Here is a 26,457-nt window from a genome sequence, read left to right as displayed (position 1 = left end):
TTACGTTATAGGGGGTCTTGATGAGTTTCTTCCATAAACGTTATCTGACCATAAAATGCCGCTCAATGTAGTAGCGACAAATAATGACCCCTTGTTTCGAAATTATGTGAGCGCATATGAAAGTTGAAAGAAAAGAATTAAAGGATGTTTTGGTTTTTATTCCGAAAAGGTTTCAAGATGAAAGGGGTTGGTTTTCGGAAACGTGGAAAAGTAGTGATTTGAAAGATCTGGGGGTTAATCTTGATTTCGTGCAGGACAACCATTCTTATTCTGCCGATTCAGGCACCCTTCGCGGTCTTCACTACCAGGCGCCGCCGTTCGCGCAGGACAAGCTGGTCCGATGCACGCGCGGATCGATCTTCGATGTTGTGGTCGATGCCCGTGTCGGGTCTCCCACCTACGGCCATTGGCTCGGGGTCGAACTGGATGCGAAAAGCGGCAAGCAGTTGCTGGTTCCCAATGGCTTCCTGCATGGTTTCGCGACGCTCGAGGCCGATTGCGAAGTGCAATATAAGGTGACCGCGCCGTACGATGCGGCCAGCGATGGGGCGGTCCGCTGGGACAGTCTCGACATCGATTGGGGTCTGGAAAGCGCGCCGGTCCTGTCCGTCAAGGATGAAACTGCGCCGCGTTTTGCGGATTGGAAGTCCCCCTTCAGATACGAGGGCGGTCAGTGAAGATTCTTGTTACAGGTGGTGCGGGTTTCATCGGGTCCGCAGTGGTCCGGCTTGCGATTGCGCGCGGTCATGACGTGGTGAACCTTGATGCGCTGACCTATGCCGCCTGCCTCGACAATGTGGCCTCGGTAGCGGAATATAGCGGCTACGCTTTTGAACTAGTGGATATCCGTGACCGCAAGTCGCTCGATCGTATTTTTGCCGAACACCGGCCCGATGCAGTCATGCACCTCGCAGCCGAAAGCCACGTTGACCGTTCGATCGACGGGCCCTCGGAATTCATGGAAACCAATATCCTCGGCACGTTCAACATGCTGGAAGCTGCGCGCAATCACTGGGCGGAGCAGGGCAAGCCCGAGCGTTTCCGGTTTCATCACATTAGCACGGACGAGGTCTATGGATCGCTGGCACCCGATGGGGACGACATGTTCACCGAGGACACGCCCTATGATCCTCGCAGCCCCTACTCTGCGTCCAAGGCTTCGTCGGATCACCTCGTCAGGGCTTGGGCGGAAACATACGGGCTGCCCGTTCTGATCACCAATTGCTCAAACAATTACGGGCCGTTCCATTTCCCCGAGAAGCTGATCCCGGTTGTCATCATCAATGCGATCCATGGTGAGCCGCTACCGATCTATGGTGATGGTTCCAATGTGCGTGACTGGCTCTATGTCGAAGACCATGCCAATGCGCTGCTCACCGTGCTTGCAAAGGGCGAACCTGGGCGAACCTACAATATCGGTGGTGAAAACGAGTCGAGCAATCTCGAACTCGTGAAGACCCTGTGTGCCATTCTCGACCGAATGTGCCCGCGCGAGGACGGAAAATCCTACGCCGAACAGATCACCTTTGTCGCCGATCGTCCGGGCCATGATGCACGCTATGCGATCGATCCGGAACGGATCCGGAGCGAACTGGGGTGGCGTCCGTCGGTAACGGTCGAAGAAGGGTTGGAACGCACCGTACGCTGGTACCTCGACAACGAGGCATGGTGGCGCCCGCTGCTGGACCGGACCGGTGTCGGCAAGAGGCTCGGAACAAGGGTATGATACTGGTCTTCGGATCGACTGGCCAGCTGGCGCACGAATTGCGACTGCTCGATGCCGATCTGCTATTCCTGTCGCGTGAGCAGGCCGACCTGTCTCGTCCCCGGGAATGCGCGGAGGCAATAGTGCGGCACAATCCTGATGCCGTGATAAATGCTGCTGCCTTCACCGATGTCGATGGAGCAGAGGAACACGAGAGCCTTGCTATGTTGGTCAACGGCGCCGCGCCGACCGCAATGGCGCAGGCCTGTGCGGCGGCCGGAATACCCTTCGTCAACGTATCGAGCGATTACGTGTTCGACGGAAGCGGCAGCGGCGCGTGGACCGTGGATGCCCAAACCTCTCCGCAGAACGCGTATGGCCGTTCCAAGGCCGCAGGAGAGTATGGTGTGCGAAGTGCGGGAGGCGCCTATGTCAACCTGCGCACGAGTTGGGTCTTCTCCGGGCATGGCCGGAATTTTCTTACTACCATGCTGGCATTGGGCAAAGAGCGTGACAATCTTACAATCGTCGCCGACCAGATAGGTGGCCCGACGCCCGCATCCGATCTGGGCGTCGCCTGCCTGGCGATCGCCCGCAAGCTCGTCGAAGAGCCATCGCTTGCAGGAACCTACCACTTGTCGGGTGCGCCTGACGTGAGTTGGGCTGATTTCGCTCGCGCAATCTTCGCCGAAAGTGGCGAAGACGTAAAGGTTGTCGACATCCCGACTTCTGAATACCCGCGTCCCGCAACACGACCGCTCAACAGCCGAATGGATTGCAGCGGGCTGGCAGCTTTCAGTCTGGAGCGGCCGGACTGGCGCAAGACGGTTCGCAACATCATTCGATCGCGAGGAAACTCATGACACAACGCAAAGGCATCATCCTTGCCGGTGGATCGGGCACCCGGCTCTATCCGATCACAATGGCTATTTCGAAACAGCTGATGCCCATCTATGACAAGCCGATGATCTATTACCCGCTCAGCGTGCTCATGCTGGCGGGTATCCGCGAAGTCCTGATTATCACCACCCCGCAGGATGCAGACCAATTCCGTCGATTGTTGGGTGATGGCTCGCAGTGGGGCATTGTCATCGAATACGCCGTGCAACCGGAGCCAAAGGGTTTGGCGCAGGCCTTCACCATTGGCGCCGACTTCGTAGGAGGCAATCCCTCCTGCCTCGTGCTCGGGGATAATATCTTCTATGGGCACGGCTTCGTCGACCTGCTGGGGGCCGCCAATAGCCGAGATGAGGGCGCCACTGTCTTTGCCTACAAGGTGGACGATCCTGAGCGCTACGGAGTTGTGGAGTTCGACAGCGAAATGCGTGCGCTTTCGATCGAGGAAAAGCCGGTAAAGCCGAAGTCGGATTACGCCGTCACCGGCCTTTATTTCTACGATCCACAGGTCCTCGATATGGCTGCCAACCTGCAGCCATCGGCACGCGGCGAGCTCGAAATTACCGATATCAACCGGCTCTATCTCGAGCGTGGCGAATTGCAGGTCGAACTGATGGGGCGCGGCTATGCCTGGCTGGATACTGGCACCCCGGACAGCCTGATGGAGGCAGCCACCTATGTGGGAACGCTCGAACGACGGCAGGGCCTGAAGATTGCTTCACCGGAGGAAATCGCCTTCAGCAATGGTTTCATCGATGCGGCCGGCCTCGGCAAATGCATCGATGCGCATGGCAAAAGCAAATACTCAGCATATCTCAGGCGTCTGATCGACGGGTGACCGACCAGGCATGATTTCCATCATCATCCCTTACTACTATGGCCACGCAGTGGTGAAGCGCGCGTTGCTGGCCTGCGTCCCGGGCCTCGCGATCGATGCCCAGGTGATCCTGGCGTTCGATTCACCGGAGGACGAAGCTGCACGTGAGATCAAGGAGTGGGTGCGCGCGTGCGAAGGGCGGGAGATCCCCCACACAACAATCCTGCAGAACGAGGAAAACATCGGGCCTGCTGCAACGCGCCGCGCCGCGCTTCCCTATGCCACGGGCGAATTCGTGATCCTGTGCGATCAGGATGACGAACTTACGTCCGCACGCTTCGAACGGGGCGCTATCGAAGGGGCCGATCTGATTTTATTCGAGGCGCTCCGGGTTGGGGATGAGGAAGAGCGGCTTGAGCGTCATCCTGGCATCGTCAAGCGTCTGGATCGCATTGCCAACCCTGTATGGAACCAGTTTCTTGCCAGCCGCAGGCAGCCTGCGCGGATGGGGGCGGTGACCATGTCACTGGACATCGCGCGAAGCTGTCTCTCGGAAATCGACGGCGGGGGTGAGGAGTGGGAATTCTTCATGACCGCGATTGCGCGCAGGCCCCGTGTCAAATACGACGAACGCGTTGGTATTCTGCGCCACGTGCACGGCGAAAACCTCTCGATCGTCAAGCGCAAGGAGCGCCTCTCCAACTGGAAGGCGCGTGTGGATCGGCTAGACCTAGCTCCTTTGGTCAGGAAGGCCGCCTTACGGGCGATTGGCCAACATGAGGATGCGGGAAAGTGAAGCACCGTTGCCTCCCGAACCTCTCTCTCCATGACCGAAGAGTGCCAAGGTGAACAAGCGCAGTCAGATATTCAGCGGCGCGCGCTGGACGGCAATGAGCACGGTGCTGACGGCACTGTTAACCGTGCTGCAGATAGTGATTCTGTCGCGCTTTCTTGATGCGGCGGAGTTCGGCATCTACGCATCAATCACGGCTGTCACCATGCTGCTGGCTACGCTGGCGACATCTGGTTTTCCGGATTACCTCGTGGTAACCAAGGACGAAGATGGCCGCATTCGGTCAACACTCTACTGGCTGTCGGCGGGCCTGTCCGTCATCGTTTTCGCCGTCTTCCTGGCGCTTTCCCCCGCGCTCTCACGATTACTGCACGATGGCACGACTGCCGATCTATTCTGGATTTCTGGCCTGCATATATTGCTGACCGGTTTCACCGAGAATTTCCGCGCGTCGCTGCGCAAGAAGATGCGGTTCGGCATCGTGGCGAAAGCTGGCCTGACAAGCACGATAGCAGGCTTCGCACTGTCCCTCCTGCTCATCTTCTTCATGCAGGATGCTCGAGTGCTAATCTACTCTTGGGTATTCACTACCGGCGTTTCTGCAGTTATTCTATTGTGGGCTGCCCACGAGAACGCAATCTTGCCTCAGACTGTATTCGACAAGTCCGAGATCCGGCCCTTTTACGAACTCGGTCGTTGGCGAACGATCACCTACGTGCTCAACATCTTCAACCAGCGTTTCGATGTGATCCTAATCACGTGGGTGCTCGGTCCGACCGCATCGGGTTTCTATTTCGTCGCGTGGCGGATTGTGATGCAGCCGCTTTCGCGCATCATGCCCATCATCACGAACCTTGCCCTGCCCGTGTTCTCCGATATCAACAATGATCGCGAAAGGATGCAGCGCGCCTATCGCAAGGCGAGCAGCCTCACTGCGCTGATCCTTTCGCCCGTGGTATTCGGCCTCATTGTGCTCTTCCCCGTACTGAATGAACTTATTCTTGGGGAGGGGTGGGGTCAGGTATCCACCCTGGTCCAGATTCTCGCGATCCTCGTCCTTAGCCGCATTTTCACTCCGCTGACCGGAGCGATCATGTTGGCACTAAAAGACTTCAAATGGTCGCTTCGCTGGCAGGCTATCATCTTTGCTTTGACGACGCCTGCCGTCCTCACCGTGGGCAGCCTAAGCCCCGACACGGTTTCCCTGGCATTCACCATCGCGATCGTTCAGGCCGCGATCCTTCTTATTATGTATGCGCGGTTCCTGTACGCTTTCGAGGTCTCCGATTGGCGGCGAAATGTCAGGGATGTGCTCGGACCGTTGATTCTCGGTGCCTTTATGGGTGCTGTTCTCCTGACCCTCCGACCGCCGATTGACGCGGCGATTTCCGATATTGCGCTTGCCCGCGCTTTCGGCGGCCAAGGAGGTAGCTTGATCGTGGCAGCCGTTCTTGCAGTATCGGGCGGTGCCATCTTCATAAGCGGCGCAATCCTATTCCTGCGAAGGCATATCGACATACTGCGCGAGGTCGCCTTCAAGTGAAACGCAATCTTCCCAACCGGTAACTCACGCAAACACTATGCCTTTTTTTCGCCTGAACAATCGCATCATTCTCTATGCGCATGTGCCGAAATCTGGCGGTACGACCGTCAATCGCCGGCTGCGAGAGGCGGGCATGGAGCTCGCCTTTTTCGACGGCGCGTTCTGGACATCGGGCAAGAAACGCTGGAACCGGTCCTCACCGCAGCACATTTCCAACGCCGATCGCGACCTGCTGTTTCCGGAGGGCTTTTTTGATTACACCTTCACGGTCGTGCGCGATCCGGTCAGCCGCTTTTTGAGTGCATTCAACCACAACCGCGGACGTATTGGACATCACGTTTCCTTCGACCGTTTCCTGTCGCGGATGGAGCGGCAAGTGGCAGAGGAAGACGATTATTTCGGCCATCGCTTCGACAACCATTTTCTCCCTTCTGTTCGTATTGTTCCCCAGCAAGCCAGAGTGTTCAGGCTGGAAGACGGAATGGACGCTGTGTTTGAAGGCCTACATGAGGATCTTGGTATTTTGCGGCCAACTGAATTTAGGGTCGACAACAAGCGCGGATACGAAGTCGCGCCGAGCAGCTCGGCGATTAGGACGCTTATCAAGAGGGTAATATCCTCCCCTTCGCCAAAGCCGGAAATGCTGTCTCATAGCCAGCAAGCACGGATACGCGCGCTCTACGAAGAGGATTTTGCCGCTTTTTATCCGCAGGAGAGGGGCTGAGGCATGGCAAGCAAAGCAGCTGGCTGCGACTCTGATCGCGGCGAAAGATCGCGATTGCTTGTTGTCTCGCCAGGCGGGCTCGGAAAGCAATACCATGGTCCGGCAATTTCCATTTACCGCCTGCTGAGTCGCTTGGAGGACCGCCTGCATGTCGACGTACTGCACGGGTCTGTAGAACAAGACGATATGGCGCCCTTGAAAGGGCGTGCGATCCGCACGGGCACGGCGACTTCGCATTTTCAAGGGTCCTTCAGTTACTTGATCGGAGCCAGCTGGTTTATGTTCCGTCACCACCGCGACTACGATGTAGTGTTGCTGGCGTCGCTCAATCTGCTCACGCTTATCCCGGGCGTTATCGCGCACATGCTAGGCATTCGCGTGGTGGCGCGTGCGGCTGCTATCGCTGAGGTTTCGACTCAGACTGGCGGATCGCTGGGGAGCGCTCTTAAGCTCGCGTTGATGCGGCGGGTATCGGTTTATCTCGCCATTTCCGGCAGAATTAAGGCGGGGTTGGAGGAGGTGGCCGGAGGTGAGGGCTCAGTCCATCATATTCCCAATGGGGTCGACACCGCACGCTTCGCCCCGGTCGATCATGGACGGGCTGCACAGCTGACGCAGGAATTAGAGTTAAAGCCGGCCCCCTTACTGCGCCTGATCTGTGTCGGCGCGATGGGCAATCGGAAGGGCCAACATATCCTCGTCGAGGCGATGTCGCTGCTTCCTGAAGGCGTTGCGTTGCTCCTTGTAGGGCCCTACCGCGAACAGGGTTATAGGCAGGAGATCACCAACCTAATTTCCAAGAAGGGTTTGGAAGGTCGCGTTGATCACATTGAGTTCATGCATGATGTTGAGAAAGCCTACGGCACCGGTGCCGTTTATCTTCTTCCATCCGCTGGAGAGGGTATGCCTAACGGAATGCTCGAGGCGATGGCTTGCGGTCTTGTCCCTATAGGCACGCGCGTGTCGGGCATCGAAGACCTGATTCAGCCTGGTTGCGGACGTTTCGTAGAGCGCGATGCCAGATCTATTGCCGACGCTGTACAGGCATATATCCGCGACCCCGAAAAACTTGCCAAAGAGCGCAATCGCGCGCGCTCGCGCATCGAAGCGGCTTATAGTTCAGCGCTGGTTTCCGAGCGCTTTTTTCACCTGCTTACCAAAGGAATAAATAACTCGTTATGAGTTACAACGTCATCCTGCATGGCATGCACCGCTCGCCGAATTTCGGCGATGTTCTACTAACGCAGATCTTGTCTGACCATCTTTTCGCGTCTGGCGATGTTGGTGTAAGTCTTCTTGCTCCAACCGGAGACCTTACGGCTACATATGGGATGAGAAAGGCGCGACTTGCAGATATCTACAGGGCTGACGCGCTGATCCTTGGCGGTGGTGGGTTTTTCCAACGTATGGATGGCCCGAGAGGATCTCTGAGGGCGCTGATGAAGTATGCCTTACCGCTTTTTCTCGCACGGAAAATGGGCAAACCAGCGGCTATAATTGGTGCTGGTTCAGGGCCGATGCCGCGCCCGTGGCTTGATCACCTATTGAAAATCATGGTGCGAAAGTGTGATTTTATCGCGGTGCGTGACAAAGTCTCATTTGACTATTTCGCATCACTTATTGGACCGTCTTCTGAGGACCGGCTTTATCGCATCAGCGACCTCGTTTTTGCAATTGATGCGTGCTGGCTCTGCGAAGACGATCTGCGTTGGGCTGGCAACATTATTGAAAACATTGGCGCCGAGAGGGTTCTCGGTATTCATTTGTCCGAGCCGCCCAGTTCAAGCAAGGCATATGAAGAGATTGCTTTTTTGCTCGAAGCAGAACTGGCGCGTAATCCGGACGTTGGAATTCTTCTTCTAGAAGATCATCCGTCTGGGCTCAACCAACAGGCTGCTGCGCGTCTCGAGTTGGAGCAACGTTTGCCCAACACAAAGCTAGCATCTGTCCCATATCCCGGCGTTGAACGGTTGGCTGCGCTCTTAGCTTCCATCGATGCAGTCCTCACTAGCAAACTGCACGTCGCGCTATGTGCAGCCACGATGGGCACAATGCCATTTGCGGTTGCAAAGCATAGGAAGAATCTGGCGAGTTTCGCGGATATTGAATTGTCCCAGAATTGCCTTTTTCTAGACGAGTTCGATAGCTTTGAGCTTGCTTCGCTAGTATCGGCATTTGTAAATCACGAAGGCCCACTGGAGGTATCTGAAGATGTCCGTGATCGAGCTCGATCTGGTCTGAACCTAGCAAGTGCCTTCATCAGGGGCTGTAGATAATCATGCAAACCCAATCCTTCCGCATGAAGAAGTCCCGAACGGCTGCAGCTGCGCGTCGCGAGAATTTAGGGCGAGTTCTTTTTGGTCTAGGCCTCTCGCTCTCTATTTGCGGTTTCTATGCCGCGATGATCGTTTTTCAAATTGTCACCGGATCTATTGAGGGTACTCGTTCTTTAAGTATACCACTGCGTGTTGCCATACTTTCATTGTTAATCAGTGGCGCGATTTTACTGGCTCGTAACGTGCGGATATCTCGACCCCCGATAGTTGAGATTTTCTTGTCACTATTCGCAATTTCGTATCTCTTGAGAATATATGTTTCTCGCGGTGACGCCCACTTCCTCCACCGCGATCCTACCGAGATCTTGCTTTATTTTTTAGCTTTCTGCCTATTTCCTTTTCTCGCGATCAGACTGGTCGATATGACGTCGGCAAGGATTGCATCTATTTTTAGATTGATCGTGCTGGGCGCCTTGGCATTCGCAGTTCTTGTGTCATTTGCTTTTCAGGACATAATCAACATTGGCGCTCGAGCAGCGATCAGCTTTGGGGCGAATGATATAATTTCCCCTTTGTTCTTCTCTTACTGTGGCTCAATCGGTGTTGGGCTTGGCGTCGCCGGTTTCTTCAACACTGCGTCGAGCAAAAGAATGCGAATCTTATTGCTTGCGACCGCGATTTTAAGCCTGGTTCCCTTCTTCATTGGCGGATCCCGCGGTGCAATTGTGGCTCTAGTCCTGCCTTTCCTTTTGTTCATGCCATTTACTAGGTCGAGGAGGATTTGGGCGCGAATAGTGGCCCTAGCTTCCTTAGCGATAATGGTCGGAGTAGCTTCACTTTATCTCGACGTAACGGCTTTTCGTCGGATGAGTGAGATACTGAACGATATTGACTCCGGTGCAGCAGAAGCATCGCGGGTCTATCTGTGGACTTCGTCGTTTGAGCAATTCTGGGATAATCCTATTTTTGGCAACAGCTTAGAGAATGACACATTCTCTTATTATCCGCACAATTTCGTGCTTGAGGCGTTTATATCCACAGGGATAATCGGTGGGGTTCCCTTACTTGCGGCAGTTTGGCTCTGTGTTCGAAGGTGTCACAGTATTACGAAATTTCAGCCTCATAACTACTGGGTTGTGGTCCTCTTCTTGCAAACGCTAACTCACGCTCTCTTTTCCGGAGCGCTATACTCAGCCGTTTGGCTTTCGACCAGTATGGCATTCTTAATTTCCGTTTCGCGATCTACAGAGTTGCAGCGTCGTATTCATCGCAATTCCAAGTATCCGAATCTCAAAGATCCAGAATTAAAAGTACATCCCAAAAGATTCGTTCATTCGACCTTTGATTGATAATCGTTGGGCGTCAGAGGTAACCGATATGCGGTATTCGCCAATCTTGATTTTTGCTTACAATCGGCCCGATAGGCTTGAGGCGCTCCTCGCTTCTTTGGCGGCATGTCCGGAATTAGATGAGAGCCCCGTATCAATTTTCATCGACGGTCCAAAGGGTGACCATGACCGTGACAGTGTATTGCAGGTTGTCGAAGTTGCTGAAGCACTGGCCCCGAAACATGCTGTGATCCGGGCCAGAGACGCCAATCTCGGCTTGAAGCAATCGATCATGACGGGCGTTACTGATGCCTTGCAGCAGAATGATCGCGTCATAGTCCTCGAGGACGACCTCATTGTCTCGCCCCATCTATTGACCTACTTCAACGCAGCTTTGCGAGTTTACCGTGACTGCGAGCGGGTATGGTCTATCACGGGATATATGTTCAACGTCCCGGAGCTTGCAGTCCGAGATACATCGTTTTTTCTGCCATTTCCTAATCCTTGGGCCTGGGCAACATGGAGCAGCAGGTGGGAGAAGTTCTCCAGAATGCGGCAGCCCTGCGATCTGCCAATCAATGCCTCTAGCTTTAGGACGAGTTTCAATGCACACGGCGTGCGAGATTTCGCATCAATCCTTGATCTAGACAGGCGCGAACTAGTCAGCAGCTGGTTCATCAATTGGTATCTCGCGATGTTCAAGGATGCTGGCTTGACCATGTGGCCGCCTAAGCCGCTTGTATCAAATCAAGGAGGAGCGGATGGCACTCATGCTACGGTGCTTAATCTGCACCGGTTTCTCCCGCGCCCACCGCTTTCGAATGAGTTTCTGCCCGAATTTCCTTCCGACATCACCGTGGATTATGCCGCGTTGGACATGATTCGTGGATCTACAGACGCAAGGCTTCAACGCGCAGTGTCGGTGATTGGAGGAATAAGGCGCCGCATTGGCAACAAGCTGAGAATATAAAATGATCTCAACCCTGATTAGGCTTTTTAGACCAATATACCGAGCTTATAACCGGCGAATTGCAGTAAGAGGCAACGTACACATAGGCGCCAAGTGTATTATTGGGCCTCACAGCTATCTCCGCGCTCCAGACAAAATGGAGATTGGAAAGCATGTGCACATTGGAAGGAATTTCTTCCTAGCTTGTAACGGCTCAATCGGAGATGGAGTCCTCATATCGAGCTATGTATCAGTAGTTGGGCGGCATGATCATGACATGAAAGCTGTTGGAAGCTATATTAGTGATGCCCCATGGATTTACGCGCCCGATGCAAGAGCTAGAGATAGTCGCGATTCGATATTGGTTGGTGATGACGTCTGGATAGGCTTTGGAGCGATTTTGCTTAGCGGGATTACCGTCGGTCGCGGCGCAGTTATTGGTGCGGGCTCTATCGTCACAAAAGATGTAGAGCCCTACGAGATTGTGGTGGGCTCTCCTGCCAGAACTTTGGGCTCACGCTTCAATGAAAAGGAAGCGATCGCGCACGAGACAATTTTGAGATCTTCACGGTGAAATCAACTACCGACCTAACGCTGAGAAATTTTCGGGGTCTATGGATGAATTTCAAGAAACCTTATTGTCTCTGTCATTGGCCTTGCAGAAAACACAGTGTTTCTATCCACCAAGGTGCCTGATTGTCCCAGGGCACCCTTTCCCTAGATATGGGGTCCCAGCCTCCCCAGATGACTATCCCGTCGGCGATTGATACCAGCGTTTCCAGCTGTAGTCGCCAAAACTTCCGTGGAATCGGCTCTAATGTCCCGGCGGTCCCGTTGTAGTGGAAATCGGGCCAAATGAATGGAATCACCGGTTTGTTTGAGATGCGCCTGGCTTCACTGATTTGTGCACGAGCGTAGCGTTGCCATTGCGTGGGGTTGTCATGAAAAGTGTAAAGCGATGGAAACACCAGATCGACAGATCGGGCGAGCGACGACATCAGCGTGTTCAGATCCTGCCATTCCTTGAATTCGGGCGAGTCCCTTGCCCCGATGGAGCCCCAGTAATTCCGGCGTGGTAGGTATTCGTAAATACCGATTGGGCGGTCGCCGGCATACCGTGCAAAGGTTTCTGTGATCCGCCGGAGACCCTCCCTTGAAGCAATCGCCTCTTCTCGGGTGCGTGTTTTATAGAATTCAAAATCCATCACGAGTGGGGCACCATCATTCGGCAATCGCTCGATCCGCTCAGCAACGAGATCAGGATCAGGAGTTGAGAACCTCGATTCCCCATCCTTCCAGATCCCTCGGTCGAACAAGTAGATCGGATTGATCCCCCATTGGCGCAGGTCGGGTTCGTTGGAGTGTAGCAGCGCGCCATAGACAGTGAAGCGATTGCTCGAGGGCGGGCGGAGAAATCCGGGGGAGCCCTGCAAGAGCATACCCGTCCCGAGCCAGCCGGCAAACGAACGTCGCGAGAGATTAGGCAATATTGTGTTCCTTCCAATCAGTCTCGACGGGATTTCAACAGTAAGCGACGAAATATGGCCTCGGGATTAAGGGGCCTGCAATGGCCGCCATATCATGCATTGCCTTGCGCGGTCTGCGGCGATGCCCTAATCGCTACCGATCCTCTGACAAATAGCACTTTCGTGAAGCTGCCGAGCCGAACGGTGCACGAGAAAATCCAGGATCGCCGAAAAACGAGCTATGAAGATATCCGTCGTCACTGCTGTCTACAATCGCGCAGGTACGATCCGCGAGGCTATGGAAAGCGTGCAGTCGCAGACATTTGCGAATGTCGAACACATCATACAGGATGGCGGATCCAGCGACGGCACGCTCGACGTGGTGCGCGAACTGGCTGGCGATGCGACCAGCCTGGTTTCGGAGCGTGACGAAGGAATCTACGATGCGATCAATCGCGGTATTGGTCGCGCTTCGGGCGATGTTGTGGGACTAATGCATTCCGATGATCTCTTTGCCTCGCCGACCGTATTGGAAAAGGTTGCAGCGCGTTTCGCCGATCCCGCAATCGACGCTGTCTATGGTGATCTGCAATATGTCGCGGCCAGCGATCCGGGCAAGGTTATCCGCTATTGGCGAGCGGGAGAATTCGCGCCCGGCAGGCTTCGCCAAGGCTGGATGCCACCCCACCCGACATTTTATATCCGACGAAAGGTGTTCGAGCGGTACGGCTTATATGATACGTCGCTTCAGATCGCAGCGGACTACGATGCGATGCTGCGGTACCTGACACACGGCCAGATCAAGACAGCATACGTTTCAGAAGTGCTTGTAAAAATGCGCATGGGCGGCGAGAGCAATCGTTCGCTCGAACGAATCTTGCGCAAGAGCCGTGAAGACCTGCTCGCCATACGTCGCAATGGTATTGGTGGCCCAAGCGTGCTCTTCCAGAAGAACCTGCGCAAACTGGGCCAATTTTTCCTCAAGGACTAGTTCAACAGATGACGAAAACCGCACTTATAACCGGCATTACCGGGCAAGACGGTTCATACCTCGCCGAATTCCTGCTAGAAAAGGGATACGACGTGCATGGGATCAAGCGCCGTGCTTCATCGTTTAACACACAGCGCATTGATCATATCTATCAGGATCCGCACGAGCGGAATCCAAAGCTCACTTTGCACTATGGTGACCTTTCGGACACTTCTAACCTCACTCGCATTATCCACGATGTTCAACCCGACGAAATCTACAACCTCGCGGCACAATCGCACGTTGCTGTAAGCTTCGAGTCGCCTGAATACACCGCCGACGTCGACGCTTTGGGAACCCTACGTTTGCTCGAGGCGATCCGGTTTTTAGATCTCGAAAAGCGGGCGCGCTTCTATCAGGCTTCGACTTCTGAGCTTTATGGCCTAGTACAGGAAGTGCCACAGAAGGAAACAACGCCATTTTATCCGCGCTCGCCGTATGCCGTTGCTAAGCTCTATTCTTACTGGATCACGGTGAACTACCGTGAGGCCTATGGCCTCTATGCGTGCAATGGCATTCTCTTCAATCACGAGAGTCCGCGGCGCGGTGAAACCTTTGTGACGCGCAAAATAACGCGTGGCTTGGCGAACATAGGACAGGGTCTCGAGCCGTGCCTTTATATGGGCAATATCGATGCGCTGCGGGATTGGGGTCATGCGCATGACTATGTGCGCATGCAGTGGATGATGCTTCAACAGGATATTCCAGAAGATTTCGTTATTGCGACCGGACAGCAGTACTCGGTGCGCGAGTTCATTCGGTGGTCGGCAGAGGAATTGGGTATCGCACTCGAATTCTCAGGTGAGGGCATTGACGAGATCGCAACCGTCGCAAGCATTTGTGGAGATCGGGCGCCCGCCCTCAATGTCGGCGACGTAATCATGCGGATTGACCCGCGCTATTTCCGTCCGGCCGAAGTCGAGACGCTGCTTGGGGATCCAAGTAAGGCGCGTGACAAGCTTGGCTGGGAGCCTGAGATCACTGCGCGTGAGATGTGCGCTGAAATGATTGCGGCGGACCTCAAAGAGGCCCAGCGCCATGCTTTCCTCAAGTCCAATGGTTTCGAGCTGCCGGTGAGTATTGAGAGCTAGAGGCGCCAGGCGATGAAGATTTATCTCGCAGGCCATCGCGGCATGGTGGGCGGCGCTATTCTGCGTCGGCTCGAAGATCGCAAAGAGAGTGGCGAAGAGTTCGAGCTGGTAACGCGCACTCACGCTGAACTCGACCTTACTGACCAGTCTGCAGTGCGGGCATTTCTCATGGCCGAGCGCCCCGATGCGGTGATACTAGCTGCAGCCAAAGTCGGTGGTATTCACGCCAACAATACTTATCCGGCAGACTTCATCTATGAGAACCTGATGATGGAGGCGAACGTAGTCCACCAGGCTTTCGAGGCGGGTGTCAGGCGCCTGCTTTTCCTTGGTTCGTCTTGTATCTATCCAAAGGAAGCGCCGCAGCCGATGGTTGAGCATGCCCTGATGACAGGCGTACTTGAACCCACAAACGAGCCATATGCAATTGCTAAGATCGCTGGCATCAAGCTCTGCGAGAGCTACAATCGCCAACACGGCACTGATTATCGTTCTGTCATGCCAACCAACCTTTACGGTCCCGGCGACAATTTCCATTCTGAGAACAGCCATGTGCTTCCAGCTCTGATGCGCCGGTTCCACGAAGCTGTGCAGGAGGGGCGCGACGAAGTGGTGATCTGGGGAACGGGAACGCCGCGGCGCGAGTTTTTGCATGTCGACGACATGGCCGCCGCTTCGCTCTTCGTGCTCGACCTCCCGCGCAAGCAGTATGAGGCTAATACCCAACCCATGCTGAGCCATATCAATGTCGGTTGCGGTGAGGACATCTCGATCCTCGAGTTGGCGCAACTGGTCGCTCATGTTACCGGCTTCGACGGCCGGATCACGACAGATCCGACCAAGCCCGATGGCACCATGCGCAAACTTATGGATGTGAATAGGCTGAACCAGTTGGGCTGGTTTCCGACAATTGGTCTCGAGCAGGGCGTAGAAGAAACCTATCGCTGGTTTCTTGAGAACGTCGAGACGGCGCGCCATTGAATTTGCTTGGTTTCAAGGGAAGTCTTTTCACATCGCGGTAAGCAGATTGGCGGGGCAAATGCGCGATAACGTGCGTTCTTGTGGATGAGATGGACGATTGTAACGACGCGGTTGCAATGCATGCGGATAAGCGACATGGGAGCGATGACCACCAGAAGGAACCGGTTTTTGCCCGCGAGGGCGCGGTGCAAGAAGAATGAATGCAGTTCAAAAACAGATGGGTGCATGTAGCTCAGCCTCAAAGGCGTGGATCTTTCTTGGCGCATTTGCATTGTTGGTTGTCTTTACCGGTGGCGCCTCTCGCTTCGATGCCATTCAGATCGTTCCCTTGCGGTCGCTCTCCTGTCTGATGCTAATTCCTGCAATCTATTACTTTTCGCTGAAGGAAATGCGAAGGGAATGGGTCCTTCTCGCCCTATTGGGTGCACTGGCCTTGCTCACTGCGGTGCAGCTCGTTCCATTGCCGCCCTCGATCTGGCGGGCCTTGCCGGGTAGAGAGGTAATTGTCGGCCTCGACGAAGCTCTTGGCATGGAAGACGTTTGGCGTCCTTTGACTATGACGCCAATGCGGACCTGGAATGCGCTGGGGGCATTGGTGGTGCCCGTTGCTGGCTTGCTCCTGGCAATATCCCTTGCAGCCTCGGCGCGCGTCTTGCTCCACGTCGTTGCAGGGTTGGGGGTGCTCAATGCCCTTCTAGGGCTGATGCAAGTTGCAAGCGGCCGCTTCAGTCCACTCTATCTTTATGAAGTGACCAATCGTGGAGGGGTGGTCGGGATCTTTGCCAATGAGAACCACTCCGGAATATTCGCGGCATGTTGCATGCTGGTAGTGGCTCATCTCGGCATAAGATCATGGACGGACCGGGGGCACAAATGGATGCGTTTAATTTATCCGGCTGCCTTTGTTCTCATTCTACTCGCCGCGCTCGTGGGAGGATCACGGGCCGGTTTCGCCGCTGCTTTAGGGGCAGTGTTTGTGTCTTTCGGGATGTTCGCCTTGGCGCCGAGCTTCGGAAAGGGGCGGTCTGCCGGTGACCCAATCCGCGCTTGGATGGATCGGCACCCGGCGGTGACGATCGTACTGCCGCTCATTGCTGTTTTGATGACCGTATTCTCGTTCGTGGCACTGGGAAGAAGCTCTGCCTTTGTCGATCTTCTTGCACGAGACAGTTTCGCCGACTTGAGGTGGGAACTCTGGCCAGTGTTGGCTGATATGCTTAGCACCTTCTGGCTCGTGGGTAGCGGGTTTGGTTCATTTGAGCAGGTATATCGGGTGTATGAACCAGCCGAACTGCTGATGCCACGATATGTCAACCAGGCCCACAACGATTGGCTGCAGTTGCTCATCGAAGGTGGGATATTGTCAGGTGCACTTCTCGTGGCCACTTTGCTTTGGGTGGCTAAGTCAATCTGGAAGCTGGCCAGAGTGAATTCAGGGAGAGCCACCGCGCTATTCTGGTTTGGACTATTCGCGATTATCGGGGGGGCTTCCCTCGTCGATTATCCGCTCAGGACTCCGCTGTTCCAAATCGTTTGCGTATGGCTTTTGCTCGCACTTTCACGCGATTATCGCGGCCATAAAGCAACATAAATTGCTAGAAGGTGCGCATGTTTCTGAAGGCTGGTACCCCCGAGCGAAAATCACGCTATGGGCAATTGATATTGTGAATGAAGTGAGTTGAGTGATGGTTTTCAAGTGCAAGTTCTTTATCCTGTCATCGGCAATGGTCCTGGCGGCTTGTGCGACAGATCGAACTTACGGCGAAGCGCCCGGCATCGAGGTGGCAGCGCTCGAAAGTTTGCCGGCTCCCAGAATCGAGAATCTTTTTGTTTTCGGGCCTCAGGACTCCATGGAGATTGAGGTCGTGGGGGCTGAACGGCTCAGCGGCACCTATCTGACGGACGGGCAGGGCCAAATTTCATTTCCGCTGCTGGGCTTGCTTCAATTCCAAGGTCTTGCTCCGGATGAGGCTGCGGAGCTAATTGCGGACAGGCTGCGAGGCAGCTATGTGCGCGATCCGCAGGTTAGAATTATTCCGAGTGAGATTCCTCCTCATACCGTCTCTATCGGCGGGCAAGTCGATAAGCCTGGTGAGTATCCAGTGCTGGGCAGGCAATCGCTCCTGCGAGTCGTGAACCAAGCGGGTGGATTGGCCCAATACGCAAAGCTTGATGATGTACTTATTATGCGAACAGTGGATGGGCAGCGGTATGTCGGTGCGTATAACATTGAAGCAATTCAGCGCGGCAATTATGAGGATCCGACCGTTTTCCCCAATGACGTAATCTTTGTTGGCGATTCCCCTGCTCGGCGTAGGTTTGATCGCATTCTTAGCTTTGTGCCTCTTCTAACGAGTTCAGTAATTATGATTGATCGGATTTCGAATTGAACACTCATAATTTTTCCGTTTCCGAGCTTGATGGGCGTGAACAGGGGGGGCTTGTTGGCGAGGGCGCAGGTCGCGAAGAGGACGGGTTTGCTCTGGACCTTGAGCGGTATTGGCACGAAGCGATCAGTTTAAAATACTGGCTTTCGGCCATTGTTATAGCAGGTGTTTTGTTGGGAATACTTGTTACGCTACTTTCCACTCCTCTTTATCGAGCAAGTTCGCGTCTTGAAGTGTCTCAAGTCGCCGCAGACATCACGAATCTGGATTCTCTTGATGCTGATGCCAAGGTGTCCGAGCTTCAATATCTGAATACTCAGTACGAATTGCTAACTTCGAACTTCATGGCTGAGCGCGTAATCGAAGCGGGCAATCTGACGCGTAGCGAGGCCTTCCGAACCGCGTTTGCGATCGAAGATGAAGAAGGTCTTCGTCCGGCTATCGAATCTGCGCTTTTCGATAATATCAGTATCGAACCAATCACTCAGTCCAGTCTTGTAGACGTGAATTTTTCCAGTCCAGACCCGTTGGTGTCGGCTGAAATTTCAAATTTGTGGGTCCAAGAGTTCGTTGCAGCAAACTATGAGAAGCGGTTCGGTGCGAATATTGAGGCCCGAGACTTTCTCCAAAGTCAGATTGCCGAGCTTAGAGAGCGCCTAGCTCAATCTGAGCAGGAGCTCGTCGAGTATGCCAATGCAAACGAAATTTTGGTTTTGAATGCTGGTGGCGAATCTGGTTCTGAAAGTGCTGGGCAAACGTTGATAGGAGCAGACCTGCAAGCCCTCAATACGGCCTTGGCCGTTGCAGTGGCGGATAGGGTAAGTGCTCAAGCTGCTGTTGTGGCGGGTAATTTTCCGAGTTCGGATCCGCGCAATCAACTTCTCTCTGCCTTGAGCGAAGCGGAGGCGGAACTCGCTGTTCTCCTTTCTAACTTTGGTCCGGATTATCCAGAGGTTGAGGAAAAGCAGGCTGAGGTGAATGCATTGCGGTCTGCCATTTCGAGCGGCGGTCAGGATCTCTTGCAAGCCGCCCGAATTCGCGAGGCGGAGCTGCGCAGCCAGGTGGAGGCTGCCAAGGACCGCTTTCTTGGACAGCAAGGTCAAGGAATCCGCTACGGTATTCTCAAGCGCGAGGTTGATACCAATCGCGAGATTTACGATGCCTTGCTGCAACGCTTTAAAGAGTTGGAGGCATCAGGTGCGGGCCAGAACAACATTCAGATAATTGATCTCGCGGAGGTGCCGCGCAATCCTTACGCGCCCTCGCTGATCCAAAATTTATTTGTAGCCTTAGTCGCTAGCTTGGTCGCTGCAGCGGGAATTGTATACCTTAGAGTAACATTGAGCCAGACGCTGCAGGATCCTGAAGACGTCCGTCGCCGGCTCGGTTTGCCGCTTCTTGGTGCGATACCGCGGAATACAGAAGGCAGCATGTTGGACCGCATACAGGAGCGATCATCCGAGATCAGCGAAGCTTACACGACGGTCAGAACCAATTTGAATTTTCTCACGCCTCAAGGTGCGCCAAAGGTTCTCATGCTGACATCCACGGTTCCTTCAGAAGGCAAAAGCATATCGACAGTCGGTATTGCGACCAGCTTTGCCCAGTTGGGTAAGCGAGTCCTCTTGATTGACGCAGATCTTCGTAACTCGAAGCTCCGCGACACTCTTGATCTCCACGGCTATGACAAAGGTGGACTTGTACCATTGCTCGCGAACCAGGAATCGGATCTATCATCGCAGATTGTTTCCCTTCCTGAATTGGGTTTTGATTTTCTGCCAATGGGACGAACTCCTCCCAACCCTGTCGAACTTCTCGCTGGAGATAGTTTTTCAGAAGTACTCAAGTCTGCCAAAGCTGCATATGATCAAGTTCTGGTCGACGGTGCACCAATGCTAGCCTTGGCTGACGCTATTGAAATGTCCAAAGCTGTAGATGGGGTAGTCTTCGTAATCGAAACCGATCGGATAAAGCTCCGAGGGATTGAGAACGCGCTTGGCAGACTGATGCGATCGGGTGGGCAGATCTACGGAGCTATCGTTACTAAAGTTGGACAGAAGAATACAGCTTACGGCTACGGCTATGGCTACGGCTACGGCTACGGTTATGGGTACGGTGATGCAGAGAAGACGGAAAACGCCTGAAGAAGAATTAGGCTAGGAAATGAAACTAGTTCATCCACTCCGAATTACCTTAGCCGGTATATTTTCTGTCGCTCTTGCCGCAGTCTTGGCCGCCCAGTCGGCAGGCATCACTCTTACGCGCAAGGAGCCGGAAACTGCGTTAATGCTCTTTCCAAGCAATGGTCTTGCTCAAGAAAATTTAGCGGCTGCAATTTTTGAAGCGGATCTCGTAGTTTCTCGAGAGGCGGAGGGCGCAGCGCAAACGGCAAAGCCGTCGGCGTTTGCTTCATATCTCAGTGAGCCTCTGACGCCTGAGGTGCATGCAATTCTCGCTCTAACGCAGGGTAGAAGGGAAGTGCGTTCGGAGGTAATCAGTCGGGCGTCAGAGCTCGATAAGCGTGAGACCATGTTACAGGGCCTTGTGCTGCAAGAGTACGTGAATGATGGCAATTACACTGGCGTTATAACCACCCTCGATCGTATCTTGCGCGTCCGACCATCTAGGTCGACTGAATTGTTTCCAGTTTTGTCAACCGTTTTCGTTCAGGATGGAGCTACAGAGCAGTTCGCTGGCGTACTCAATGGTACGTCACCCTGGCATGAAGAATTTTTAAGTTATGCCGTTCGACAAGATGCTGCTTTGGCCAATCTTGCTAGACTGCGTAGGCTGATTACCTTCGGAAACGTGGAGATCGATAAAGCCCTTCTGAGAAATCTTGTTAGGGAAGGTAAGGTCGAGACCGGATACGGACTCTATGATGAAATCTTCGTCAGCACTAATGAGTCTGCGCAAGTAGGGCTTCTGCAATGGGATTCAGATTTTGTCCCGTTCGATTGGCGCTTTGCCGATGGCGCCGATTTCCGTGCGCAACGGAACTTGGATTCTGATCAATTGCAACTCTATGTCCGGGCAGGGCAGGGCGGGATCTTCGCCCGTCGAATAATCAAGGCGCCTGAAGGTCCGTTTACAGTCAGTGCGCAACACGAGATCAAACCACAAGAGTTGGCGGACGATGTTAGACTCTTCCTCAGATGCACTGATGACCCCCAGCCGTTCTTTGAGGCAAGGTTTGGAGCGGCGCGCTTCCAGCAATTGGTCAATGATATTCCATCCGAGTGTTCTTTTATTGAGGTCCAGCTTCATGCTCGGGCTTGGTCGGGCAAATCTGCGCTGAGAGGTTTAATTTCTCCCCTCAGAATCACGCAATGACTAAACTTGGGATCTAGCGGAACCGCAATGGGTTGCATGCAGCACTATCGGGTGGGGTCCGACTTTGGTGATTCAAGAAATATTGCTCTTTAATTTTAGGCTTTTTTGGAAAGCCCGGATGCGAGCGCGAAACTTGGGTCCTTTTGGCTGCTCAACAAAGCCTGTGTTGTGCTAAAGTCACACAGAGTTTAGTAAACCATTCATAAATGACGATTAAACCATAACTTATCGGACGTGTAGTCGGTAAAGGGGTTGAGTTCCATTACCTTATGGGATATTCCGCTGCCTGACTAAGTCACAGAAGGCTATCGAGCGAGGTGGCCAAAACTAGGAGACGCACAATATGAAGAAAATTATGCTCCCGATCGCCGCAGTCGCTATGGCTGCTACGCCGGTCGTTGCAACTGCAGCAGAGCGCAGCTCGCAGCCCGCTGAAGAGATTTCGGAAGCTGGTGGTAGCGCGACCATTATCGCTATCCTGGCAGCAGCCGCTGTAATCGCCGGTATCATCATTGCCGTCGATGATGATGATGATGACCTGCCCGTCAGCGTCTAATCACTAGACTTCATAGTTTAGAGAGCCGGCCGCGCGAGATGCGCGGTCGGTTTTTTTGTTTCTGAAATCGCTGCTGTCCGGAATTGCTGACACTCGGTTTGGCGTCGCCAACCTCTTCACCAGGCTAGGGTGAGTCAATTACGAGCGTGGACAGCTCTAACGCGTTCCTTGCGAAATTTACGGCTTCAAGCGATCCTGGTGCAGTACGGTACCAAGCGTCACGACTAAGCTTGGAGCCAACCCGCCGGTTTCGGCAGGCTCCTCATGCGTTTCAATGTGGGAAGCGCGAACGCAGCCGAAGGTCCAAGAGGCACCGGGCGCTATCTGAAACTCTGTTCGATGGTGGGCGTACCAAGGTTCGAACTTGGGACCCCTACGATGTCAACATAGTGCTCTACCACTGAGCTATACGCCCGCACCATCGAATGCCCTTCAATTGGGCAGGCGCGCCATCTAGCGAGCACTTTGAAAGCGCGCAAGAGGCAATCTCATATAAAATATCAGAGTTGTGCGCTGACCCTGTCTTCGAGCACGCGCTCGACCTCCAGAACGAGGTCGCGCAGGTGAAACGGCTTGGATAGGACCTTGGCATTCGGCTGCTCGCGGCTTGCCTTCAGGGTGACCGCGGCGAAGCCCGTGATGAACATCACTTTCGTGGTCGGGCTGATCTCGTTGCAGCGCTGGGCAAGCTCAATGCCGTCCATTTCGGGCATCACGATATCCGACAGCAGCAGGTCGTAGTGATCATCTTCGAGCAAGGGCAGGGCGGATGTGCCGCGGTCAACCGCGTCGACAGAATAGCCGGCATTCGCGAGCGCGCGCTCGAGATAGGTGCGCATGGCCTCGTCGTCTTCGGCCAGCAGGATTCGTTTCTGATGCAGCTCACTCATGCCCATGTCCTTAGCTCAAATGGCTTAACAAATCTTCCGTCGCGTTCACTATTGTCCCTAATCGAGACCGACTTCTTTGACTTGCCCTGACCGAGCGGCCAGCATCAAGCAAATTCTTGGCGGATTACCGTATGATTCGCCGCAACACGGGATGGACGCGGCCAACATGGATGGACCGGGATTCACGCTGGAAATGCCCCCTTCGCCGGCCTTGCCGGTAATAATTGCGGCGCCCCACGGCGGGCGTGCCTATTCCGATGACCTCCTCGCCAATTTCCGTGATCCTGCAAGCCGACTGAGGCTGGAAGACAGGCATGTCGACGGCCTCGCCCGCAGCATTGCGGAGGAAACGGGCGCCCCCCTCCTGGTGGCACATGCCCCAAGGGCAGTGATCGACCTCAACCGCGCACCGGACGATATCGACTGGACCATGGTTCACGGGACGAAAGCCACCAAGGTGCGCCATTCGCTGGCCAATCGCAGGGCGCGCAGTGGCCTCGGTCTCGTCCCCAGACGCTTGCCTGGGCTGGGCGAGATCTGGAAGAGACCACTTGAACGGACCGACCTAGACGAGAGGATCGAGACGATCCATCGCCCCTATCACCAGACGCTCGGCAGGACGCTGGAGCAGCTGCGCGACCACTGGGGGGCGGCGCTGCTCATCGACCTGCACTCCATGCCGCCGCTCCGCCGGAAGCATCCGGAAGAGGTGACGGCGGAATTCGTGATCGGAGACCGCTTCGGATCAAGCTGTGACAGCCGCTTTGTGGCCTGCGCCCTCAAACATTTCGGCGAGGCGGGAAGGCCGGTGGCGCATAACCGCCCCTATTCGGGAGGATATGTCCTCGACCGGCACGGAGCGCCGCTTCGCAGGATCCATGCGATGCAGGTCGAGGTCTGCCGTGCAACCTATCTCGATGCACGCCTCGAAAGCGAAAGCGCGCGCCAGCCGGCCATTGCGAAGCTGCTGTCCGGACTGGTCAGGAAGCTGGCTTCCGAAGTGGCCGAAATCGGTAGTCGCGGGCAATTGCCGCAGGCCGCCGAATAACCCCGCAATTGCCATGAAAAAACCACCCCGTGCTCTGCGCACGAGGTGGCCAAGGTTCAGGGAGGTTGGTGCACTCTCATGCACCATGTCGACAGGCTATGAGGGGAGCGCTGCCGACACATTGAAGATGGGCATCGTCCACTTCCGTTTCAAGCAAAGAAAAAGTGGTGGAATCGGCCTTCCCGGCGCGATTCCACCACTTTTCGTCGCTATTTTTGCCTAGGGGCAGGGGTGCCGGATCAGGCGCTTGCCTGGGCGTTCGGCTGCGGAGCCTTGCCCTGCTGTGCCTGGCGCGCGAAGATCGTGCGCATCAGTTCGAGCGAGTAGATGTGGGCGTGGACCAGCATCAGGATGCCGTTCTTGTGCCATTCGGCGACCTTTTCGTCGCTCAGTTCGCGCAGCTTTTCCTGGTCGACCATCTTGAAGCCGCGATAGAGGAAGGGCTGTTCTTCGCCTTCGCGCTGGATGGCGACTTCGCCGTCCATGAGCAGGCCGTTGTCCTTGAGTTCGGTCAGGAACGCCTGCGTGCGCTGGGCGGCCTGCTCAAAGTGCTGGCAGAACTCCAGGACGCGCTTGGTTGCGTCGGTGGTGTTGCCTTCATCGTCGAAAAGACGCTCGCCTTCGTCGAATTCACCAACGGCATCGGTGGTCGGGTCGAACATGAGCGAGAGATCAGTCGCGTCCTGCTGCAGCTTGGCGAGCATGAACGGATAACGGCGGATGTAAGCCGGGATGTAAACGGCTTCGGTGACCTTGCCGGCGTCGTCGACGAAGGTGTTCACGCCTTCGTTGAGGCCCATGAGGGCAAGCGGAAGCGGGTTGTCGCCGCTCGAGAAGACGATCGGGAAGTGACGCTGCGACTGCACGAACTCGTCGACGGTCAGCGGAATGGCGTGGGCCTTGGAAAGCCATGGTGCGCTGTCGACCGAACGGGTGCGGAAATTTTTGTGGTCCTTGCTGTTCAGCGGCATCAGGTCGTTGAAAAACAGGGGCAGTTGAGGCTGCTTCGGCGCGCTCGCCATGAATACTCTCCGAAAAATCTTCTAGATTAGGATGGGATGAGGCGAAGGACCCTTGCGACCCCATCCGCCAGAAGCTGCGCGCTTTACGGATTTGTGCCCAATTGCGCAAGCGGTAGGAGCTTGCCGGGATTGAGCAATCCCCGGGGGTCGAGCGCCTGTTTGACGCGGCGCAGGACCGCCAGCGCGGCCGGGTCGCCAAGACGCCCCAATTCGTCGCGCTTCATCTGACCGATTCCGTGCTCCGCGCTGATGGATCCGCCCCACTCGGTGACGAGGTCATGCACGAAGCTGCTGATTTCCTTGCCATCGCTCTCTTCCCATTCTCCCGGAGTGACGCCGGGAGGGGCAAGGACATGGAAATGGACGTTGCCGTCGCCGAGGTGGCCGAACGCGAGGGCGCGGGTATTGCGGAAGCGTGTTTCGATTTCCGGAATGGCCGCAGTGACGAAATCGGCCATGCGCTTCACCGGCACCGAAATGTCGTGCTGCATGGCTGGACCGATCGCCCTTTCGGCCGGCGAGATCGAATCACGCAGGAGCCAGAACGCCTCTGCCTGCGTTTCGTTGGCCGCGATGACGGCATCCTCGAGCAATCCCTGCTCCAGTGCGCCTTCCAGCATGGTCTCGGCGAGAGAGGCGAGGTCCTCTCCGTCTGGCTTGGTCGATACGAGTTCGATCAGGGCATTCCATGAGTGAGGTTGGGCGAGGGGTTCGCGTGCATCGGGCAGGTGGTCGAGGACTGCTGCAAGGCAGTGGTCGGGCAGGACTTCGAACCCTTCCAGCGCCTCTCCCGCCACGCGCTCGCAATGGACCAGCAACTCGCGCGCCTGCCGGATCGATGCGAGCCCCGCCCAAACTACGGTGCGACCGGAGATTTCGGGAAGCAGCCGCAGGGTCGCCCCGGTGACGATACCCAGCGTACCTTCCGATCCGATCAGGAGCTGCTTCAGGTCGAAGCCGCGATTGTCTTTCTTGAGCGGGGTGAGCGTGTCGAGGACGCTGCCATCGGCAAGGACGGCCTCAATGCCGAGGACTTGCGCGCGCATGGTCCCGTGCCGCAGCACCTGCGTTCCGCCTGCATTGGTCGAGATCAGCCCGCCGATTGTCGCCGAACCCTTGCCGCCCAGCGTCAGCGGGAAGCGCAGCCGGTGCTTTTCGGCCGCCTCGTGAAGGTTCTGGAGGATGACGCCCGCTTCGCATGTGACCTGCATCGCCTCGGGATCGAGCGAAGTGATGCTGTCCATCCGGCGCAGCGAGATGAGGACCGCTTCTCCGCTTTTGTCGGGGGTCGCTCCGCCCGACATGCCGCTGTTCCCGCCCTGCGGGACGATAGGCACGCCGTGCTTCGCACACAGCTTCACAAGGTCAGCGGTTTCGGCAGTATTTGCGGGCGAGGCGAGGCCGATGGCGCGCCCGGTGTAGCGACCGCGCCAGTCGGTCAGCCACGGATCGACAAGTTCGGGGTCCGTGGTGAAGCCCTTGGGGCCGAGCAGCTGCGCGGCAGCGTCGCAAAAGGCGGTCGTTTCGCTCATAGATGCGCCCATGCCACACTCTGCCGGGCAATTGCCACCACTTGCCAAGAGCGCTCAAACAATTAAGCCCTTATTCAACCGATGGGGGG

General features: G+C 55.3%; 25 protein-coding genes and 1 tRNA gene. 21 read left to right on the top strand and 5 right to left on the bottom strand.

The features are described from left to right. Window positions 1–116 precede the first annotated feature (116 nt). From rfbC to K3165_RS02360, 12 genes are all read left to right on the top strand, one after another. Window positions 117–677: a dTDP-4-dehydrorhamnose 3,5-epimerase gene (gene rfbC / locus K3165_RS02415; protein ID WP_221547270.1), complete on the top strand. Its 561-nt coding sequence runs from the start codon at window positions 117–119 to the stop codon at window positions 675–677. Next, complete coding sequence (gene rfbB / locus K3165_RS02410) at window positions 674–1,726, top strand: dTDP-glucose 4,6-dehydratase (protein ID WP_221547269.1); 1,053 nt, start codon at window positions 674–676, stop codon at window positions 1,724–1,726. The genes rfbC and rfbB overlap by 4 nt, the downstream gene beginning before the upstream one ends. Continuing rightward, complete coding sequence (gene rfbD, locus K3165_RS02405) at window positions 1,723–2,568, top strand: dTDP-4-dehydrorhamnose reductase (RefSeq protein ID WP_221547268.1); 846 nt, start codon at window positions 1,723–1,725, stop codon at window positions 2,566–2,568. The genes rfbB and rfbD overlap by 4 nt, the downstream gene beginning before the upstream one ends. Further along, window positions 2,565–3,440 (top strand): glucose-1-phosphate thymidylyltransferase RfbA, encoded by an 876-nt coding sequence (gene rfbA, locus K3165_RS02400; protein WP_221547267.1) that lies wholly within the window; start codon window positions 2,565–2,567, stop codon window positions 3,438–3,440. Before rfbD ends, rfbA begins: the two co-directional genes overlap by 4 nt. Window positions 3,441–3,450: 10 nt before the next feature. Beyond that, on the top strand, window positions 3,451–4,215 hold the full coding sequence (locus tag K3165_RS02395) for a glycosyltransferase family 2 protein (RefSeq protein WP_221547266.1): 765 nt from the start codon (window positions 3,451–3,453) through the stop codon (window positions 4,213–4,215). Between the two features lie 49 nt (window positions 4,216–4,264). Then, complete coding sequence (locus K3165_RS02390) at window positions 4,265–5,755, top strand: oligosaccharide flippase family protein (RefSeq protein WP_221547265.1); 1,491 nt, start codon at window positions 4,265–4,267, stop codon at window positions 5,753–5,755. A gap of 37 nt (window positions 5,756–5,792) precedes the next feature. Next, window positions 5,793–6,479 (top strand): sulfotransferase family 2 domain-containing protein, encoded by a 687-nt coding sequence (locus tag K3165_RS02385; protein WP_221547264.1) that lies wholly within the window; start codon window positions 5,793–5,795, stop codon window positions 6,477–6,479. Between the two features lie 3 nt (window positions 6,480–6,482). After that, the gene (locus K3165_RS02380) at window positions 6,483–7,661 is read left to right on the top strand and encodes a glycosyltransferase family 4 protein (protein ID WP_221547263.1); all 1,179 of its coding nucleotides are present in this window, start codon (window positions 6,483–6,485) and stop codon (window positions 7,659–7,661) included. Beyond that, window positions 7,658–8,755 carry a polysaccharide pyruvyl transferase family protein gene (locus K3165_RS02375; RefSeq protein WP_221547262.1) on the top strand — a complete coding sequence of 366 codons (1,098 nt, stop codon included), beginning with the start codon at window positions 7,658–7,660 and terminating at the stop codon, window positions 8,753–8,755. The genes K3165_RS02380 and K3165_RS02375 overlap by 4 nt, the downstream gene beginning before the upstream one ends. Window positions 8,756–8,757: 2 nt before the next feature. Then, on the top strand, window positions 8,758–10,104 hold the full coding sequence (locus K3165_RS02370) for an O-antigen ligase family protein (RefSeq protein WP_221547261.1): 1,347 nt from the start codon (window positions 8,758–8,760) through the stop codon (window positions 10,102–10,104). Between the two features lie 28 nt (window positions 10,105–10,132). Beyond that, on the top strand, window positions 10,133–11,053 hold the full coding sequence (locus K3165_RS02365) for a glycosyltransferase family protein (protein WP_221547260.1): 921 nt from the start codon (window positions 10,133–10,135) through the stop codon (window positions 11,051–11,053). A gap of 136 nt (window positions 11,054–11,189) precedes the next feature. Then, on the top strand, window positions 11,190–11,606 hold the full coding sequence (locus K3165_RS02360) for a DapH/DapD/GlmU-related protein (protein ID WP_221547259.1): 417 nt from the start codon (window positions 11,190–11,192) through the stop codon (window positions 11,604–11,606). 73 nt (window positions 11,607–11,679) lie between these two features. Here the strand turns inward: K3165_RS02360 and K3165_RS02355 are convergent, their stop codons facing one another. Continuing rightward, window positions 11,680–12,519, bottom strand: a complete 840-nt coding sequence (locus tag K3165_RS02355; protein WP_221547258.1) for a hyaluronidase — start codon at window positions 12,517–12,519, stop codon at window positions 11,680–11,682. A gap of 220 nt (window positions 12,520–12,739) precedes the next feature. Between K3165_RS02355 and K3165_RS02350 the strand changes: the two genes are divergently transcribed. The 8 genes from K3165_RS02350 (at window position 12,740) to K3165_RS02315 (ending at window position 21,876) form a co-directional block, all read left to right on the top strand. Then, window positions 12,740–13,489, top strand: coding sequence for a glycosyltransferase family 2 protein (locus K3165_RS02350; RefSeq protein WP_221547257.1), 750 nt, complete (start codon window positions 12,740–12,742; stop codon window positions 13,487–13,489). Window positions 13,490–13,497: 8 nt separating this feature from the next. Then, window positions 13,498–14,619, top strand: a complete 1,122-nt coding sequence (gene gmd / locus K3165_RS02345) for a GDP-mannose 4,6-dehydratase (RefSeq protein ID WP_221547256.1) — start codon at window positions 13,498–13,500, stop codon at window positions 14,617–14,619. A 12-nt stretch (window positions 14,620–14,631) separates the two neighbouring features. Next, the gene (gene fcl / locus K3165_RS02340) at window positions 14,632–15,600 is read left to right on the top strand and encodes a GDP-L-fucose synthase (protein ID WP_221547255.1); all 969 of its coding nucleotides are present in this window, start codon (window positions 14,632–14,634) and stop codon (window positions 15,598–15,600) included. 196 nt (window positions 15,601–15,796) lie between these two features. Further along, complete coding sequence (locus K3165_RS02335) at window positions 15,797–17,191, top strand: O-antigen ligase family protein (protein WP_221547254.1); 1,395 nt, start codon at window positions 15,797–15,799, stop codon at window positions 17,189–17,191. Window positions 17,192–17,285: 94 nt separating this feature from the next. Next, window positions 17,286–17,990, top strand: a complete 705-nt coding sequence (locus K3165_RS02330; protein WP_247713953.1) for a polysaccharide biosynthesis/export family protein — start codon at window positions 17,286–17,288, stop codon at window positions 17,988–17,990. Continuing rightward, complete coding sequence (locus tag K3165_RS02325) at window positions 17,987–20,131, top strand: GumC family protein (RefSeq protein ID WP_221547252.1); 2,145 nt, start codon at window positions 17,987–17,989, stop codon at window positions 20,129–20,131. The genes K3165_RS02330 and K3165_RS02325 overlap by 4 nt, the downstream gene beginning before the upstream one ends. Window positions 20,132–20,150: 19 nt before the next feature. Then, window positions 20,151–21,320: a hypothetical protein gene (locus tag K3165_RS02320; RefSeq protein ID WP_221547251.1), complete on the top strand. Its 1,170-nt coding sequence runs from the start codon at window positions 20,151–20,153 to the stop codon at window positions 21,318–21,320. A gap of 343 nt (window positions 21,321–21,663) precedes the next feature. Further along, window positions 21,664–21,876, top strand: coding sequence for a hypothetical protein (locus tag K3165_RS02315; protein WP_221547250.1), 213 nt, complete (start codon window positions 21,664–21,666; stop codon window positions 21,874–21,876). A gap of 340 nt (window positions 21,877–22,216) precedes the next feature. Here K3165_RS02315 and K3165_RS02310 read toward each other — a convergent pair. Next, window positions 22,217–22,291, bottom strand: a tRNA-Val gene (locus K3165_RS02310). Between the two features lie 85 nt (window positions 22,292–22,376). Further along, on the bottom strand, window positions 22,377–22,766 hold the full coding sequence (cpdR, locus tag K3165_RS02305) for a cell cycle two-component system response regulator CpdR (RefSeq protein ID WP_221431285.1): 390 nt from the start codon (window positions 22,764–22,766) through the stop codon (window positions 22,377–22,379). Window positions 22,767–22,932: 166 nt separating this feature from the next. Here cpdR and K3165_RS02300 point away from each other — a divergent pair, with 166 nt between their 5' ends. Then, complete coding sequence (locus K3165_RS02300; RefSeq protein WP_221547249.1) at window positions 22,933–23,814, top strand: N-formylglutamate amidohydrolase; 882 nt, start codon at window positions 22,933–22,935, stop codon at window positions 23,812–23,814. Window positions 23,815–24,053: 239 nt separating this feature from the next. Here K3165_RS02300 and K3165_RS02295 read toward each other — a convergent pair whose 3' ends face one another. Beyond that, window positions 24,054–24,836 carry a SapC family protein gene (locus tag K3165_RS02295; protein ID WP_221547248.1) on the bottom strand — a complete coding sequence of 261 codons (783 nt, stop codon included), beginning with the start codon at window positions 24,834–24,836 and terminating at the stop codon, window positions 24,054–24,056. An 83-nt stretch (window positions 24,837–24,919) separates the two neighbouring features. Further along, window positions 24,920–26,368 carry an FAD-binding oxidoreductase gene (locus K3165_RS02290; RefSeq protein WP_221547247.1) on the bottom strand — a complete coding sequence of 483 codons (1,449 nt, stop codon included), beginning with the start codon at window positions 26,366–26,368 and terminating at the stop codon, window positions 24,920–24,922. Window positions 26,369–26,457 lie beyond the last annotated feature (89 nt).

The organism is Qipengyuania xiamenensis (assembly GCF_019711495.1).
GTDB classification, from domain to species: domain Bacteria; phylum Pseudomonadota; class Alphaproteobacteria; order Sphingomonadales; family Sphingomonadaceae; genus Qipengyuania; species Qipengyuania xiamenensis.
The sequence above is the reverse complement of the archived record's forward strand: the minus strand, read 5'-3'. Positions and strand labels throughout refer to the sequence as shown.